Source organism: Dactylosporangium sp. NPDC000244 (assembly GCF_040300725.1).
Classification (GTDB): domain Bacteria; phylum Actinomycetota; class Actinomycetes; order Mycobacteriales; family Micromonosporaceae; genus Dactylosporangium.
Window position 1 is genome coordinate 73515 of the sequence record NZ_JBEPEH010000030.1, and the last position, 14251, is coordinate 87765.

Sequence of the window (14251 nt, forward strand, 5' to 3'; positions counted from 1 at the left end):
TACTCCCCGGCGGCATGGTCCTGCCGACGTTTCCGCGCCACCGGGTCACACTTCGTAGAGCATCCTAGGAACCTAGGTGGTCAGACCTCGAGCCGAGGTCCCGCAACGGCACACCGACCTACGATTCGGCCCTGACCGGGCGCCGGACACGCCGGACGCGTCGCGGGCCGACCTGCTCGCCAGGCTCGGGACCTCCCTCGCGGCGGCCGACGACGACCGGGCAGGCCCTCGGCGCTGCTGCGCCGGGCAGGCCCTCGCCGAGGCGGCCCGGCCCTGGTCGCGGCCCGGCATCTGATGGGCGCCCGCCCTGCCCGAGCGGATCGCCACCCTGCGGGCCGCGCTGGACGACGCCGGCCCGGCCGACCAGGCCGCGCTGGTGGAGGCGATGGCCGCCGCCTCGAGGACGCCCTGCGCCTGCGGCTAGACAGGGCGACGCTCGGCGTGCTGCTCCTCCTCGGCGGCCGCATGGCCGAGGGCTGGCAGGCGCTCGGCGACGCGACCCGGGCCGCCGAGCGCGGTGGGCGGGAGGCCGAGGCGGCGCGCGGCTGCGCATGCTCGGCTCCAGCGCCTCGGTTTTGGTGGAATATGACCTCGCCGTGCACTGGCTGCGGGCCGGGATCGCCTACGGGGAGCGCACCGAGCGCGTCACGACCGCGAACTCCATGCTCGCCCGCGAGCAGCACCCGCGCGTGGAGGGCGGCCAGGCCGGGGCCGATGCGCGCCGCGGCCCGGGCGCGTCGAGGCCGCCGGCGCGCCGCTGTCGGCGCGAGAGCTGCAGGTGGCACGGCTGCTGACCAACCGCGAGATCACCCCGCAGACGGTCGTCGAGCACATCCTGGCCAAGCTCGCCGTGCGCAGCCGCACGGCTTTATAGCGTTGCGAGGCGCGCCTCGCGCTGGGCAGACTCGATCGCCTCGCCGCGGGTGTCGCCCAGCCACACCACCGGGGTGACGGGGTGCCCGACCCGGTGCAGCTGGCCGGTCTCGTCCGTCCACGCCACCAGCGGCACCGGCTGCACGTGCTCGGTCTGCCAGCCGATCACCCGGCCGGCCTGGATCTCGTTCTCCGCCGTGGTCGCCAGCCACAGCGGGGCGTTCTGCGCAATGATCGTCATGCCTGGGTGATGCCCCGGCAACGGAGGGTGCAACCATGACCAGCCCGGACAACATGACCAGCCTCGACAACCTGCTCGACGAGGCCGAGGCGGCGCCGGTCGACGGGTGGGACTTCGCCTGGTTCGACGGGCGCGCCACCGAGGAGCGGCCGCCGTGGGGCTACGCGCGGCGCCTCGGGGAGCGCCTGCGCACCGCGACCGCGGCCCTGGACGTGCAGACCGGCGGCGGGGAGGTCTTCGCCGGAGCGCTCGGCGCCGCGTTCGCCGCCGGGGCCGGCCCCGCCACGGTGGCCGCCACCGAGTCGTGGGCGCCCAACGCCGCCCTGGCCCGCGCCGCGCTGGCCCCGTTCGGCGCGGCCGTCGAGCAGGTCGCCGACGACGCGGCCCTGCCCTTCCCGGCCGGCGCGTTCGACCTGGTGAGCAGCCGGCACCCGACCGTCGTGGGCTGGGCCGAGCTCGGACGGGTGCTCGCGCCCGGCGGCACGTACTTCGCCCAGCACGTCGGGGTCGGCACCGCGGCCGCGCTCACCGACTTCATGATGGGCCCGCAGCCGGTCGGCAACGGGCGCAGCGTCGAGCGGGCCCGGGCCGGCGCCGAGGCGGCGGGGCTCGAGGTCGTGGACGTGCGCACGGCGACGCTGCGCCTGGAGTTCCTCGATGTCGCGGCGGTCGCGGTGTACCTGCGCAAGGTGATCTGGATCGTGCCCGGTTTCACGATCGCGCGGTACCGCCGCCGCTTGGCGGCCATGCACGAGCTGATCGGACGCGAGGGCTCCTTCGCGGCGACGACGACGCGGTACCTGATCGAGTGCCGTAAGCCACACGGAGTGGACGGAAGGTGAACGCTCGATTCGGCGGCGGGGATAGTTTGGGCACAGAAGCACACCCGCCGTTGCTGCCAGGAGACTTCTCATGAGCGATTCGCCCGTCAACGTCACCGTGACCGGTGCGGCCGGCCAGATCGGCTACGCGCTGTTGTTCCGCATCGCCTCCGGGCAGCTGCTCGGCGCGAACACCCGCGTCAAGCTGCGTCTGCTGGAGATCCCGCAGGCCGTACGCGCCGCCGAGGGCACGGCCCTGGAGCTGGAGGACGGCGCGTTCCCGCTGCTCGCCGGCGTCGACGTGTTCGACGACCCGAAGGGCGCCTTCTCCGGCGCCAGCGTGGCCCTGCTCGTCGGCGCCCGCCCGCGCACGAAGGGCATGGAGCGCGGCGATCTGCTCGAGGCCAACGGCGGCATCTTCAAGCCGCAGGGCGAGGCGATCAACGCCGGCGCCGCCGACGACATCAAGGTCCTCGTCGTGGGCAACCCGGCCAACACCAACGCCCTCATCGCCCAGCGCCACGCCCCGGACGTGCCGGCCGAGCGCTTCACCGCGATGACCCGCCTCGACCACAACCGGGCGATCTCCCAGCTGGCTCGCAAGCTGTCGGTGCCGGTCACCGAGATCCGCAAGGTCACCATCTGGGGCAACCACTCCGCGACGCAGTACCCGGACCTGGTGCACGCCGAGGTCTCCGGCCGCAACGCCGCCGAGACCGTCGGCGACCAGCAGTGGCTCGAGAACGAGTTCATCCCGCGGGTGGCCAAGCGCGGCGCCGAGATCATCGAGGTCCGCGGCGCGTCCTCGGCCGCCTCCGCCGCCTCGGCCGCGATCGACCACGTCTACGACTGGGTGAACGGCACCCCCGAGGGCGACTGGACCTCGGCCGCCATCGTCTCCGACGGTTCCTACGGCGTGCCCGCCGGCCTCATCTCCTCCTTCCCGGTCACCTCGGCCGGCGGCAAGTGGGAGATCGTGCAGGGCCTGGAGATCGACGCCTTCTCCCGCGCCCGCATCGACGCGTCGGTGGCGGAGCTGGACGAGGAGCGCCAGGCCGTCGAGCGCCTCGGCCTCATCTGAGTACATCTTCGAGTGGGGACGGTCCTTCGGGGCCGTCCCCACTGTCGTACGCGCAGTAGGCTTCCACGGTGACTTCCCCGGCGCCGACGGCCCTGCCGATCGCGGAGACCCGGCGCGCGCGGCGCATCCTCAAGCTGCTGCTCGCCCGCTACCCGGACCACCGGCTCGAGCTCGACTTCGCCTCGCCGCTGCAGTTGCTGGTCGCGGCCACCCTGGCCGCGCAGACCCTCGACGAGCGCGTCAACGCCGTCACTCCCACCCTGTTCGAGCGGTACCCGGCCGCGGCCGACCTGGCCGGCGCCGAGCAGGAGGAGATGGAGCAGATCCTCGTCCCCGTCGGGTACTACCGGCAGAAGACCCGCAACGTCATCAAGCTCGCCGCGACCCTGGTCGAGCGGCACGACGGCGTGGTCCCGGAGACGCTGGAGGAGCTCGTCGCGCTGCCGTGGGTCGGGCGCAAGACCGCGAACATGGTGCTGGGCAACGCCTTCGGGGTGCCGGCGATCTCGGTCGACACGCACGTGAGCCGGGTGGCGCACCGGCTCGGGTGGTGCCCCGAGAAGGACGTGGACGCGGCCGAGGCGGCGATCCAGGCCCGGTTCGACAAGAAGGACTGGGTGACGGTCAACCAGCTGCTGATCCTGCACGGGCGGCGCACCTGCCACTCGCGCAAGCCCGCGTGCGGGGCGTGCCCGCTCGCCCGCGAGTGCCCGTCGGCGGCGCTGGGCGAGCAGGACCCCGAGAAGGCCCGGGCCCTGCTCAAATGACCCTGCTCAAATGACGTTGCTCAAATGACCTTCAGGCGGCGCTGCTCGGCCTCGATGCCGGCCCGCGGCACGCGCTCGTCGAACAGGGTGACCTCGGCGCCGTCCCAGACGCCCGCGACCCGGCCGCGGTAGGCGACGACCGGGGAGATCCAGCCCGCGGCCCGGCTCACCTGCGCGCGGTGCTCCGGCGGGACCACCCGGGCGTCGGCGGTGCCGGGGCCGAGGACGAACTGGTCGAAGGCGGGCAGGAGGCGTACGTCGTCGAAGTCCCGCGCGCCTTCCAGCGCCTCGAGGTCCTCGGCCCGGGCGAAGAGCCGCTCCCCCTCGACGTCGACCTCGGCGAGCACGCCGTCGGCCAGCAGGCCCGCGAACCACTGCCGCAGCGCCGCCTTGCGCGACGCGCCGCGGCACAGCCACTGGTCGAAGGTCGCCGCCGACGCGGGGCCGTAGGCGCCCAGGTACGCCGGGATCACGACCCGGGCCGCCTCGGCCGGATCGGGCAGCCCGGTCCAGCCCGGCACGAACGTGTCCGGCCGGGTGAAGGTGACCCGCCGGTCGTCGGCGCTCGGGCCGTGGACGAGCACGCCCTGCCAGGCGAGGGGCTTGAGGACCGTGCCCCAGCCGGACGCGAGGTGCTCGGCGAGGTCCGGGGCGCCGGCGTGCTCGACGACCGCGGTGGTGAGCTGCTCCCGGGTGAGCACCCGGCCGTCCAGTGCCTCGTGCGCGGCGGCGGCCAGCTTCTCCATCTGGGCGACGGTCACGAAGGTCTTCTGCCACGAGCCCTTCTCCCAGGTCCGGGCGGCCCCGATGAGCGCCAGGTGGGCGGGGGCCTGGCGCGCCTCGAGCAGGTGCAGGGTGCCCCGGGCCGCCCACGTCTTCACGAGCCGCTGCTCGCGCAGCGCGGCCCGCACGTCCTCGCCGCCGGGCCCGGATCCGGGCTCCGGCTGGCGGGCGGCGACGGCCTGCTCGGCCGCGGACGTGACCTGCGCCTGGACGCCGGCGAGCCGCTCGACGACGGCCACGGGGTCGGCGGCCTCGGCGGGGCGGTGCAGCCACTGCTGCCGGCTGCGCCACATGAGCACGGCGTCCCAGGCCAGCGAGATCGTCACGCCCGTCACCGTACGCGACGCGGCGCCGCACCCCTCTCGGGCGCGGCGCCGCGTCGGGCCGATCAGCTGGCCGCTCAGATGGCCGCGGGCACGAAGTCCGGGACCGCCGGGCCGTCGCTGTCCTCGGCCGCCGGCCGCAGGGCCAGCGCCAGCACGTCGGCGACGTCGGCCAGGGCGTGCACGGTCAGCTGGCCGCGCACCTCCTCGGGCAGGTCGTCCAGGTCGGGCTCGTTGCGCTTCGGGATGATGACCTCGGTCAGCCCGGCCCGGTGCGCGGCGAGCAGCTTCTGCTTCACCCCGCCGATCGGCAGGACCCGGCCCGCGAGCGTGACCTCGCCGGTCATCCCGAACTCCGGGCGCACCGGCCGCCCCGTGGCCAGCGACGCCAGCGCCGTGACCATGGTGATGCCCGCGCTCGGCCCGTCCTTCGGCACCGCGCCGGCCGGGACGTGCAGGTGGATGCGCTTGCCGGCGAGCTGGTTCGGGTCGATGCCGAGCCGGCGGCCGTTGGAGCGCAGGTAGGACAGCGCGATGTGCGCCGACTCCTTCATCACGTCGCCGAGCTGGCCGGTCAGGGTCAGGCCGGGCTCGCCCTCCATCGAGGTCGCCTCGATGAACAGCACGTCGCCGCCCGCCCCGGTCACCGCCAGGCCGGTCGCCACGCCGGGGACGGCGGTGCGCTCGGCGGACTCGGGCGTGAACCGGGCCCGGCCCAGGTAGGTCGCGACCTCGTCGACCCCCACCCGCACCGGCGCCGGGTCGGTCGCGAGCGCGACGGCGACCTTGCGCAGGATCTTCGCGAGCGCCCGCTCGAGCTGGCGGACGCCGGCCTCGCGGGTGTGCTCGCCGGCGATGCGCCCGAGCGCCTCGTCGGTGATCGTGAAGTCGGCGGCCTCGAGCCCGGCCCGCTCCAGCTGCCGGGGCAGCAGGTGGTCCCGGGCGATGGCGACCTTCTCCTGCTCGGTGTACCCGTCCAGGGAGACCAGCTCCATGCGGTCCAGCAGCGGGCCGGGGATGGTCTCGACCACGTTCGCGGTGGCCAGGAAGAGCACGTCGGACAGGTCGAGGTCGACCTCGAGGTAGTGGTCGCGGAAGGTGTGGTTCTGCGCCGGGTCGAGCACCTCGAGCAGGGCCGCGGCCGGGTCGCCGGCGTAGCCGACGGCCAGCTTGTCGACCTCGTCGAGCAGCACGACCGGGTTCATCGAGCCGGCCTCGCGCAGGGCTCGCACGATGCGGCCCGGCAGCGCGCCGACGTAGGTGCGCCGGTGCCCGCGGATCTCGGCCTCGTCCCGCACGCCGCCGAGCGACACCCGCACGAACTTGCGGCCCAGCGCCCGGGCGACGGACTCGCCGAGGCTGGTCTTGCCGACCCCGGGAGGGCCCGCGAGGGCCAGCACCGCGCCGGAGCCGCGGCCGCCGACGACCTGCAGGTTCTTCTCGGCGCGCCGGTTACGCACGGCGAGGTATTCGAGGATCCGGTCCTTCACGTCCGCCAGCCCGGCGTGGTCGGCGTCGAGGACCGCCCGCGCGGCGGCGAGGTCGGTGTTGTCCTCGGTCCGCTCGTTCCACGGCATCTCCAGCACCGTGTCGAGCCAGGTGCGGATCCAGCCCGCCTCGGGCGACTGGTCGCTGGCGCGCTCGAGCCGGCCGACCTCGCGCAGCGCGGCCTCCTTGACCTTCTCGGGCAGCTCGGCGGCCTCGACCCGGGCCCGGTAGTCGGCGGAGCCGTCGGGCTCGTCCTCGCCGAGCTCCTTGCGGATCGCGGCGAGCTGCTGGCGCAGGAGGAACTCGCGCTGCGTCTTCTCCAGCCCCTCGCGCACGTCGTGGTTGATCTTCTCGTTGACCTGCTGCTCGGCCGCGTGCGCCCGGGCCCACTCCACCAGCAGCTCCAGCCGCGCGGTGACGTCGGGCGCCTCCAGCAGCTGCACCTTCTGCGCGAGCGTCAGCCACGGCGCGTAGCCGGCGGAGTCCGCGAGCTCGGACAGGTCCGTGAGCTTCTCGACGGTGTCGATGACCTGCCAGGCGCCGCGCTCCTGCAGCACGCCGATGACCAGCGCCTTGTATTCCCGGGCCAGCTCCCGCGCCTTCCCGGCCGGCGCCGGCTCGCTGACGAGCGTCGCCTCGACCCAGAGCGCGGCCCCCGGCCCGGGCACGCCCGCGCCGATCCGCGCGCGGTCCACGCCCCGGATCACGGCCGCGGGCTCGCCGCTGGGCAACCGCCCGACCTTCTCGAGCACGGCGATGACGCCGTGCGAACCGTATGCACCGTCCACCCGCGGCACCGCGAGCACCCGCTGGTCGCCGCCGGCCCGCGCCGCGTCGACGGCCGCCTGCGTGGAGGCGTCGAGCGTCACGGGGATGACCATGCCAGGGAGCAGGACGTCGTCGTTGAGCGGAAGAACAGGAAGCGTTGCCATCAGAGACACACCTGCCATCAGTAGGTTGAGCGTGTCAGGCTTAAGTTACAAACGATGCCCCTTGTTCCCACGAGCACCTTTCGTGTGACCCAGGCCACTCGGACCGGCTCCGCCCGGCGGCCCGAGTTCCGGTCAGACGAGCGCCGGCAGGTCGTATTCGGGCAGGTCGAGCGCCGTGGCCGTCTTCGTCGCGAAGTGCCGGATGAGCCGGGGCGCCACCGGGACATACCGCAACGTCTTGAAGAACCGGTTCCGCTGCGCGATCTTCTTCCAGCTCGTCGGCACCAGGAAGTCGGGGCTCCCGCCGCCCTGCCGCTGGCACGTCGCCGCATAGGGCCGCATCAGCTCCTCGTATCGGCCCAACGCCACCCGGTGCTCGCCCCGCGCCCGGTCCAGCTCGCCCGCGAGTACGTGCGCCCCGACGACGGCCAGGCCGGTGCCATTGCCCCCGGGCCCGCCCGCATATCCGGCGTCGCCGAGCAGCACGACCCGCCCCCGCGACCAGCGGTCGAGGTGGATCTGGGTGGTGGAGTCGAACCAGAAGTCCTCGGCCCGCTCCATCGCCTCGAGCAGCTCCGCCGTGCGCCACCCGGCGCCGGCGAACCGCTCGGCCACGATCCGCCGCTGCTGGTCCACGTCCCGGTGGTCGAACTCGAGCCCGGGCTCGTAGAAGCTCATCGACACGATCTGGTCGCCGCCGTGCGCCGACGTCACCGTGATCGCACGGCCGGGCTCGTTGTACATCACCCCGCTGCGCCGCAGGCCCATCGTGCCCGGCATGGTGAAGACGCCGCCGTAGACCCCGAGCGGCCGGCGGTGCGCCGGATCGTCGCCGAACACGAGCCGCCGCACCCCGGAGTGCACCCCGTCGCACCCCACCACCAGGTCGAAGCGCCCCGCCGCCCCGCCGCCGAAGGCCACCTCGACCCCGTGCTCGTCCTGCTCGATCGCGGTGATCTGGTCGCCGAAGCGGTATCGCACCCGGTCGCGGGTCGCGCCGTACAACACCTCGGCGAGATCGCCGCGCAGCACCTCCAGGTCGCCGCTGAACACCGCGGCGGGCAGCGCCGCGACCCGCGCCCCGGTGCCGTCGACGATCGCGATGTCGCCCATGTGTGTGGCGCGCGCCTCGAGGGCGTCGCGCAGGCCCATGCGGGCCAGGGTCCGCAGGTGCACGGGTCCGCGGAAGTCGACGGCGTAGCCGCCGCCCCGCAGCGCCGGCGCCTTCTCCACGACGGTCACGTCATGCCCGTAACGCTGCAGGCACAACGCCAGGGCGGGCCCCGCGACGCTGGCCCCCGAGATGAGGATGTCCATGGGGAGAACCATACGCCCGTTCTACACGTTTGTATAGAACGGATGTGTACTACGGTTGTATAGCACGACCGTCTAGTATGATCGCGAACCATGGGACATCGCGAAGACCTGCTCGAGGGCGCGGTTCGCTGCATCTACGAGAAGGGCTACGCCCGGACCACCGCGCGCGACGTCGTCGAGGCGTCCGGGACCAACCTCGGCTCGATCGGCTACCACTACGGCGGCATGGCGAAGCTGATGACCGCCGCCCTCGAGCGGGCGGTCGAGAACTGGGGCCTGTCGCTGGCCCAGGCGGTGATGTCGGCCGACGCCGACGGGCTCACGGGGGCGGAGCGCTTCGAGCAGTACTGGGAGTACATGATCGAGAGCGTCAAGCAGCACCGCCCGCTGATGATGGCGACGTTCGACGCGTTCCTGGAGATGGACCGGTCGCAGGAGGTCCGGCAGCTGCTCGTCGAGGGCATGCGCGACGCCCGCGGCCTCTGGGCGCAGGCGTTCCACGGCATCGACCCCGAGGCCGAGCCGGCCCGGGCCGCCCAGGTCGGCTCGTTCTACCAGGCCCTGATCAGCGGAGTCCTGACCCAGGTCCTCATCGACGAGGACGACGCCCCGACCGCCCAGGACCTGTCGGCGGCGGTGCGCATTGTCGCCGGGAGCCTGTGACGCCTACAGGCCGCCCCCGGCCACGGCCCGCACGAACCGGCTCCACGACTCGCCCGAGAAGCGCAGCACCGCCCCGTCGGGCGCCTTCGAGTCCCGCACCAGCACCTCCCGGCCGTCCCGCGCGAACTCGACGCAGTTGCCGTTGATACTGGCGGAACTGCGCCTCCAGCCCCGGCTCCGCACCCGCTCGTGCATCACGTTCCCCCCGCCTGTCCGACGAATCCAACGATCACCCTCGATGGCTTGTCTTCATCGTAGAAGCGCGCGGACCCGGAATGGGTGGCCCGAAAGGCTGATCAGCGCCGCGCGGCCTCCGCGTCCACGACGAGCGCGGCCTTGATCTCCGACATCACGTCGCGGAGCTTGCCCGGCGGCGTGGCCCGGTCCTGCAGCTCGCGGAACACGTCGAGGTACCGCGCCGTGAGCTCGGTCGCGTCGCGGATGGTCACGTCGCCGTTGGCGTTCTCGAGGTAGAGGATCCGCTCGTCGGAGGAGTCCGCGAACTCGAGCACCGCGAACGGCCCGGCCATGCCCGGGTGCGCGCCGGCGTCGAAGCGCACGACCTGCACGTGACAGCGCGGGCGCTCGGCGAGCGCGACGATGTGGTCGAGCTGCTCGAGCATGAGCGCGGGCGACCCCGCCTCGGCGCCGACCAGCCGCCGCAGCGCGCCCTCGTCGAGGATGAACCACAGCTCGGGGCGCTCGTCGCGGTCGAGCAGCTCCTGGCGCTTGGCCTTGAGCTCCTCGCGCTTGCGGCGGCGCGGCTCCGGCTCGTCCGGGTTGTACATCTGGATGACGGCGCGCGTGTACGCCGCCGTCTGCAGCAGGCCCGGGATGACGCTGAGCTCGAAGTGGTACACCGTCTGCGCCGCGGCCTCGTAGCCCAGGTAGCGCTTGAAGTCGCCGGACAGCACGTCGGCGAACGGCGCGAACGGCTGCTTGCGCGCGGCCCGGGCCAGCGCCAGCAGCTCGTCGATGGTGTCGTGGTCGGTGACGCCGTAGAACGACAGCAGCGCGCGCAGATCCGTGGCCGAGATGCCGACCTCGCCGTTCTCGACCCGCACGACCTTCGACTGCGACCACTCCATGTCGGCCGCGACCTCGGTCTGGGTGGCGCCCGCGCCGCTGCGGAAGCCGCGCAGCGTCAGCATCAGCCGCCGCCGCGCCAGTGCCGGGTCCGGTCCGTCGGACATCGCGATCCCTCCGAGTGGCTGTATCCGATCCGCCATATGCAGATCAACATCGCACGCCACTCTAGCCGCATGCCGCACCGCGAGGAAGCGAGAGGCCGGGAACGGCTCAGGCGACCTTCACCACGACCGCCGTGGCGTTGTCGCGGCCACCCGCCTCCAGGGACGCGGCCACCAGGGCCGAGGCCATCACGTCCGGGGACTGCCCGGAGCCGAGAGTGCGTTCCATCAACTGGTACGGCACCTGCTCCGCGATCCCGTCGGTGCACAGGCAGTACACGTCGCCGGGGAACATGGTCACGCTCAGCACGTCGGGCTCGGGCAGCCCGGGGTGGCCGATGAACCGGTGCAGCTGATAGCGCGCGGCGGCCGCCTGCGGGGAGTCGGCCGGATACCAGCCGTGCACGGCCCCGAGCCACGCCGCGGTGTGATCGACCGTGAGCAGTTCGAGCAGGCCGCCGCGCAGCCGGTACACCCGGCTGTCCCCGATCTGCGTGACCCACGCGCCCGTCGCGTCGGCGACCAGGGCGGTGAGCGTGCACCCGGTGAGCTCGCGCAGCTCCTGCCCCGCGGCGCGGACGCGGCGCTGCGCGTCGGCGATGGCGGCGAACAGGGGCGTCGGCTCGAACGGGCCGCGGTGCTGCTGCACGGCCGCGGTGAAGATGTCGACGGCCATCCGCCCGGCGGTGCGGCTGCCCTCGCCGGCGCCCATCCCGTCGGCGACGACCGCGCACAACCCCGGACGTCGCTGCAGCTCGGCGGCGTGCAGGACGTCGAAGTTGGCCGGATACCGCCGGCCGACGTCGGTGGCGGCCCCGACGCTGAGCAGCCGCCCCGCGCCCTGGACCTCGATCGTCATCGCCATCGACCGCCAGCGTAATCGGTGCCCCGCCGTCCGGGTGGCCCCGTGTTCATCCTCCGTTCAGCGCGGATCAGTGACGTTCGTCGCTGCCGGGCAGCGCGTCCGGAGGAGCGTCCAGCGGGGACAATGCGCGGATCTCCCACGTACCGTCCTCCCGCGGTGACCATCCGTCGATCTCCCCGCCGAGCTCGGCGAACATCACGACGCGGTCGTACAGCCAGTCGGCGAAGTCGTCCTGCTCCGACTCGCTGAGCCCGGTGCGCACGACGGCGCCGAACGTGATGAGCCCGGTGCCCTCCAGCGGCGAGGCGCCGAGCACCCCGACGACCCGCTCGTCCTCAGGGGCGACGTCGGCCCGCTCCTCGACCTCGAGGTACCCGCCGTCGGGCATCTCCACCAGAAACGCCACGGCGCCCTCAGGAAGCGATCGCGATCTTCATACCCGCAACGCTACAGTCTCCGGGTGGATCCGGCGGCCAGCCTTCCGGCCCCGCTCACCTCGCTGGTGGGGCGGGATGCCGAGGTGCGCCTCGCCGCCCGGCTCCTCGGCGAGGACGGCCGCCTGCTGACCCTCGTCGGCCCGGCCGGCAGCGGCAAGACCCGCATCGCGATCGCCGTCGCGGCCGCCGCGCCCGGCCCGGTGCGGTTCGTGGACCTGTCCACGATGGACACCCGCGACCCGGCCGGCTTCGTGCTCGACGCGCTCGGCGTGGCCCGCCGCCCGGACCTGAGCGGCTTCGACACGCTGCTGGAAGCCCTCGATGCCGCTTCCGTTTCTGGTGTACCGCTCGTGCTCCTGCTGGACAACTGTGAGCACGCGGCCGCCGAGGTCGCCGCGTTCGCGGGGCACCTGCTCGAGGTACGACCGCTGCTGCGCGTGCTGGCGACCAGCCGGCAGCCGCTCGGTCTGCCGGCCGAGACGGTCCTCGGCGTGCACCCCCTCGACCCGGACACGGCACTGCGCCTGTTCGCCACGCGCATGTTCGAGCGCACCGGGCGCCCGCTGCCGCCCGAGCACCACCAGGCGGCGGCCGCGATCTGCGCCGCCCTGGACGGACTCCCCCTCGCCGTCGAGCTGGCCGCGGCGCGGGCGGCGCTGCTGTCGGTGCCGGAGGTACGCCGCCTGCTGGCCGACCGTTTCCGCGTCCTGGCCGACGCGAAGGCCCCCGGCCCCGAGCACCACCGCACCCTGCGCGCCGCGCTGGACTGGTCCTACCAGCTGCTCTCGCCGGACAAGCAGGCCCTGCTGCGCCAGCTCGCCGTCTTCCAGGGCGGCTGGACGGAGGCCGCGGTGGCGACCCTGCCCGCGTACCGCCCCGGCCTGCTGGACGCGCTCGCCGAACGCTCCCTGCTGACCGGCTCCGCACCGGCCCGCCCGCGGGGCCACATGCTGCAGACGGTCGCCGCGTACGCCGCCGCCCGCCTCGCCGAGCACCCCGACGAGTCCGAAGGGGCCCGCGCCGCCCACGCCGCGTTCTACCTGGACCTCGCCGAACGAGCCGCCGCCGGCATCCGCGGCCCCGAACAGCGCGACTGGCTGCGCACGCTGACCGTCGAACAGGACAACCTGCGAGCCGCCCTGACGAGCCTGACCGAGCGCCCCGGCCCCGGGGCCGACGCCGACCTGCGCATGGCCACCGCAATGGCCCCCTTCCAGCATTTCATCGGTGGGTACTCACTGGGCCGCCACTGGCTCGCCGAAGCCCTGACCCGCCGCCCGCAGGCCCCGCCGCCCACCCGCCTGGCCGCGTCCTCGGCCGCGGCCACCCTGGCGATGCTCGCGTGCGAATACCCGACGGCCGCGGCCCTGGCCGAGCAGGCCCTCCCGCTCACCCCGGACGACGACCCGAAGTCGCGCGGCCCCCTGCTGACCCTGCTGGGCTGCGTCGAACGCGAGCGCGCCCGCTACGACTCGTCCCGCGCCCACCTGGAGGAGGCCCGCCGCCTGTACCGCGAGTCCGGCGACGCCTGGGGCGAGGGCCGGGCAACCCAACTGGCCGGCGCGACGGCCTGGCTGGCGGGCGACCTGGACGCCGCCGCCGACCTGCTGGCCGCGAGCCTGACCGCGTTCCGGGACCTGGCCGACGCCGAGTCGGCCGCCAGCTCCCTCACCCACCTGGGCGCCGTGGCCCACTACCGGGGCGACCAGCACACGGCCCGCCGGCACCTGGCCGATGCCCTGGACCGCTTCACCGAACTCGCCTTCCCGGAGGGCGTGGCCTGGGCCCAGGACATGCTGGCGCGGGTCGACCTGGCCGAGGGCCGCCTGGCGCCGGCCGCCGAGCGCCTGCACGCGAGCCTGGCCATCCACCGCCGGGTCGGCGATCGCTGGCGGACGGCGAGCGTCCTGGAGGCCTTGGCCGAATGCCGCCGCCGCGCCGCGGACCCGGCCCACGCGGCGGCTCTGCTCGGCGCGGCGGACGTGGTCCGGCGGGAGATCGCGGCACCCACTCCCCGCTGCGAACAACCGGCGCGGGCGGCGACGGACGAGGCGTTGCGGGCGGCGCTGCCGGCCGCGGACTATGCGCGCGCGTACCGCTTCGGCACCAGGACGAGCGTGGACGAGCTGCTGTCCCTGACCGCGACACGCAACGTGGAACGTCCTGTCGCGCCGGCTCAGGCCGCGGACTTGGGCGGCGGCGTGCCGTCGGCACCGGCTTCCGCGCCGTAACACCGACTTTTCTTTGAGGTTTCTGCTTGCCCCATCGACGGGCGCGCGCGTCCGGGCAGTCATAGACGAAGACGCGCCCGACACCGACTCGCGCCACTGGGATCTCCGAGGCGGCCAGTCTCCGCGTCCCGACACGGACTCTCGCGCCACTGGGATCTCCGAGGCGGCCAGTCTCCGCGTCCCGACACGGACTCTCGCGCCACTGGGATCTCCGAGGCGGCCAGTCTCCGCGTCCCGAC

General features: G+C 73.9%; 15 protein-coding genes. 7 read left to right on the forward strand and 8 right to left on the reverse strand.

Annotated features, from left to right (window positions below; all coding sequences use genetic code 11):
• The first annotated feature begins 76 nt into the window (after nucleotides 1–76).
• Complete coding sequence (locus ABT369_RS36825) at nucleotides 77–295, forward strand: hypothetical protein (RefSeq protein ID WP_350619245.1); 219 nt, start codon at nucleotides 77–79, stop codon at nucleotides 293–295.
• 301 nt (nucleotides 296–596) lie between these two features.
• Entirely contained in the window at nucleotides 597–794 is a 198-nt protein-coding gene (locus ABT369_RS36830) for a hypothetical protein (RefSeq protein WP_350619247.1), read from the forward strand.
• 74 nt (nucleotides 795–868) lie between these two features.
• On the opposite strand, the gene ABT369_RS36835 is transcribed toward ABT369_RS36830, so the two are convergent.
• Nucleotides 869–1114 (reverse strand): hypothetical protein, encoded by a 246-nt coding sequence (locus tag ABT369_RS36835; protein ID WP_350619249.1) that lies wholly within the window; start codon nucleotides 1112–1114, stop codon nucleotides 869–871.
• Between the two features lie 35 nt (nucleotides 1115–1149).
• Between ABT369_RS36835 and ABT369_RS36840 the strand changes: the two genes are divergently transcribed.
• The 3 genes from ABT369_RS36840 (at nucleotide 1150) to nth (ending at nucleotide 3783) form a co-directional block, all read left to right on the forward strand.
• Nucleotides 1150–1956 carry a methyltransferase domain-containing protein gene (locus ABT369_RS36840; protein ID WP_350619251.1) on the forward strand — a complete coding sequence of 269 codons (807 nt, stop codon included), beginning with the start codon at nucleotides 1150–1152 and terminating at the stop codon, nucleotides 1954–1956.
• Between the two features lie 70 nt (nucleotides 1957–2026).
• On the forward strand, nucleotides 2027–3016 hold the full coding sequence (locus tag ABT369_RS36845; RefSeq protein ID WP_350619253.1) for a malate dehydrogenase: 990 nt from the start codon (nucleotides 2027–2029) through the stop codon (nucleotides 3014–3016).
• Nucleotides 3017–3084: 68 nt separating this feature from the next.
• A complete protein-coding gene (nth, locus tag ABT369_RS36850; protein WP_350619255.1) occupies nucleotides 3085–3783 on the forward strand; it encodes an endonuclease III in 699 nt (232 codons plus the stop codon).
• 20 nt (nucleotides 3784–3803) lie between these two features.
• Here nth and ABT369_RS36855 read toward each other — a convergent pair whose 3' ends face one another.
• From ABT369_RS36855 to ABT369_RS36865, 3 genes are all read right to left on the reverse strand, one after another.
• Nucleotides 3804–4892: a DNA glycosylase AlkZ-like family protein gene (locus ABT369_RS36855; protein WP_350619257.1), complete on the reverse strand. Its 1089-nt coding sequence runs from the start codon at nucleotides 4890–4892 to the stop codon at nucleotides 3804–3806.
• A gap of 74 nt (nucleotides 4893–4966) precedes the next feature.
• On the reverse strand, nucleotides 4967–7309 hold the full coding sequence (lon, locus tag ABT369_RS36860) for an endopeptidase La (RefSeq protein WP_350619259.1): 2343 nt from the start codon (nucleotides 7307–7309) through the stop codon (nucleotides 4967–4969).
• 132 nt (nucleotides 7310–7441) lie between these two features.
• Complete coding sequence (locus tag ABT369_RS36865) at nucleotides 7442–8626, reverse strand: FAD-dependent monooxygenase (RefSeq protein WP_350619261.1); 1185 nt, start codon at nucleotides 8624–8626, stop codon at nucleotides 7442–7444.
• Nucleotides 8627–8716: 90 nt separating this feature from the next.
• Here ABT369_RS36865 and ABT369_RS36870 point away from each other — a divergent pair, with 90 nt between their 5' ends.
• Entirely contained in the window at nucleotides 8717–9289 is a 573-nt protein-coding gene (locus tag ABT369_RS36870; protein ID WP_350619263.1) for a TetR/AcrR family transcriptional regulator, read from the forward strand.
• Between the two features lie 3 nt (nucleotides 9290–9292).
• On the opposite strand, the gene ABT369_RS36875 is transcribed toward ABT369_RS36870, so the two are convergent.
• The 4 genes from ABT369_RS36875 to ABT369_RS36890 all read right to left on the reverse strand — a co-directional run bounded on the left by ABT369_RS36875 (nucleotide 9293) and on the right by ABT369_RS36890 (nucleotide 11750).
• Complete coding sequence (locus ABT369_RS36875; RefSeq protein ID WP_350619265.1) at nucleotides 9293–9484, reverse strand: DUF397 domain-containing protein; 192 nt, start codon at nucleotides 9482–9484, stop codon at nucleotides 9293–9295.
• A gap of 101 nt (nucleotides 9485–9585) precedes the next feature.
• Nucleotides 9586–10482 (reverse strand): helix-turn-helix domain-containing protein, encoded by an 897-nt coding sequence (locus ABT369_RS36880; RefSeq protein WP_350619267.1) that lies wholly within the window; start codon nucleotides 10480–10482, stop codon nucleotides 9586–9588.
• Between the two features lie 106 nt (nucleotides 10483–10588).
• On the reverse strand, nucleotides 10589–11344 hold the full coding sequence (locus ABT369_RS36885; protein WP_350619270.1) for a PP2C family protein-serine/threonine phosphatase: 756 nt from the start codon (nucleotides 11342–11344) through the stop codon (nucleotides 10589–10591).
• 67 nt (nucleotides 11345–11411) lie between these two features.
• On the reverse strand, nucleotides 11412–11750 hold the full coding sequence (locus ABT369_RS36890; protein ID WP_350619272.1) for a hypothetical protein: 339 nt from the start codon (nucleotides 11748–11750) through the stop codon (nucleotides 11412–11414).
• A gap of 54 nt (nucleotides 11751–11804) precedes the next feature.
• Between ABT369_RS36890 and ABT369_RS36895 the strand changes: the two genes are divergently transcribed.
• On the forward strand, nucleotides 11805–14012 hold the full coding sequence (locus tag ABT369_RS36895) for an ATP-binding protein (protein ID WP_350619274.1): 2208 nt from the start codon (nucleotides 11805–11807) through the stop codon (nucleotides 14010–14012).
• Nucleotides 14013–14251 lie beyond the last annotated feature (239 nt).

What these genes read in the sequence shown, in the direction of transcription:
- ABT369_RS36880 (WP_350619267.1), bottom strand. Translation starts at nt 10,482, where the DNA reads ATGTCCGACGGACCGGACCCGGCACTGGCGCGGCGGCGGCTGATGCTG.
- ABT369_RS36835 (WP_350619249.1), bottom strand. Translation starts at nt 1,114, where the DNA reads ATGACGATCATTGCGCAGAACGCCCCGCTGTGGCTGGCGACCACGGCG.
- ABT369_RS36865 (WP_350619261.1), bottom strand. Translation starts at nt 8,626, where the DNA reads ATGGACATCCTCATCTCGGGGGCCAGCGTCGCGGGGCCCGCCCTGGCG.
- lon (WP_350619259.1), bottom strand. Translation starts at nt 7,309, where the DNA reads ATGGCAACGCTTCCTGTTCTTCCGCTCAACGACGACGTCCTGCTCCCT.
- ABT369_RS36840 (WP_350619251.1), top strand. Translation starts at nt 1,150, where the DNA reads ATGACCAGCCCGGACAACATGACCAGCCTCGACAACCTGCTCGACGAG.
- ABT369_RS36845 (WP_350619253.1), top strand. Translation starts at nt 2,027, where the DNA reads ATGAGCGATTCGCCCGTCAACGTCACCGTGACCGGTGCGGCCGGCCAG.
- ABT369_RS36870 (WP_350619263.1), top strand. Translation starts at nt 8,717, where the DNA reads ATGGGACATCGCGAAGACCTGCTCGAGGGCGCGGTTCGCTGCATCTAC.
- ABT369_RS36875 (WP_350619265.1), bottom strand. Translation starts at nt 9,484, where the DNA reads ATGCACGAGCGGGTGCGGAGCCGGGGCTGGAGGCGCAGTTCCGCCAGT.
- ABT369_RS36885 (WP_350619270.1), bottom strand. Translation starts at nt 11,344, where the DNA reads ATGGCGATGACGATCGAGGTCCAGGGCGCGGGGCGGCTGCTCAGCGTC.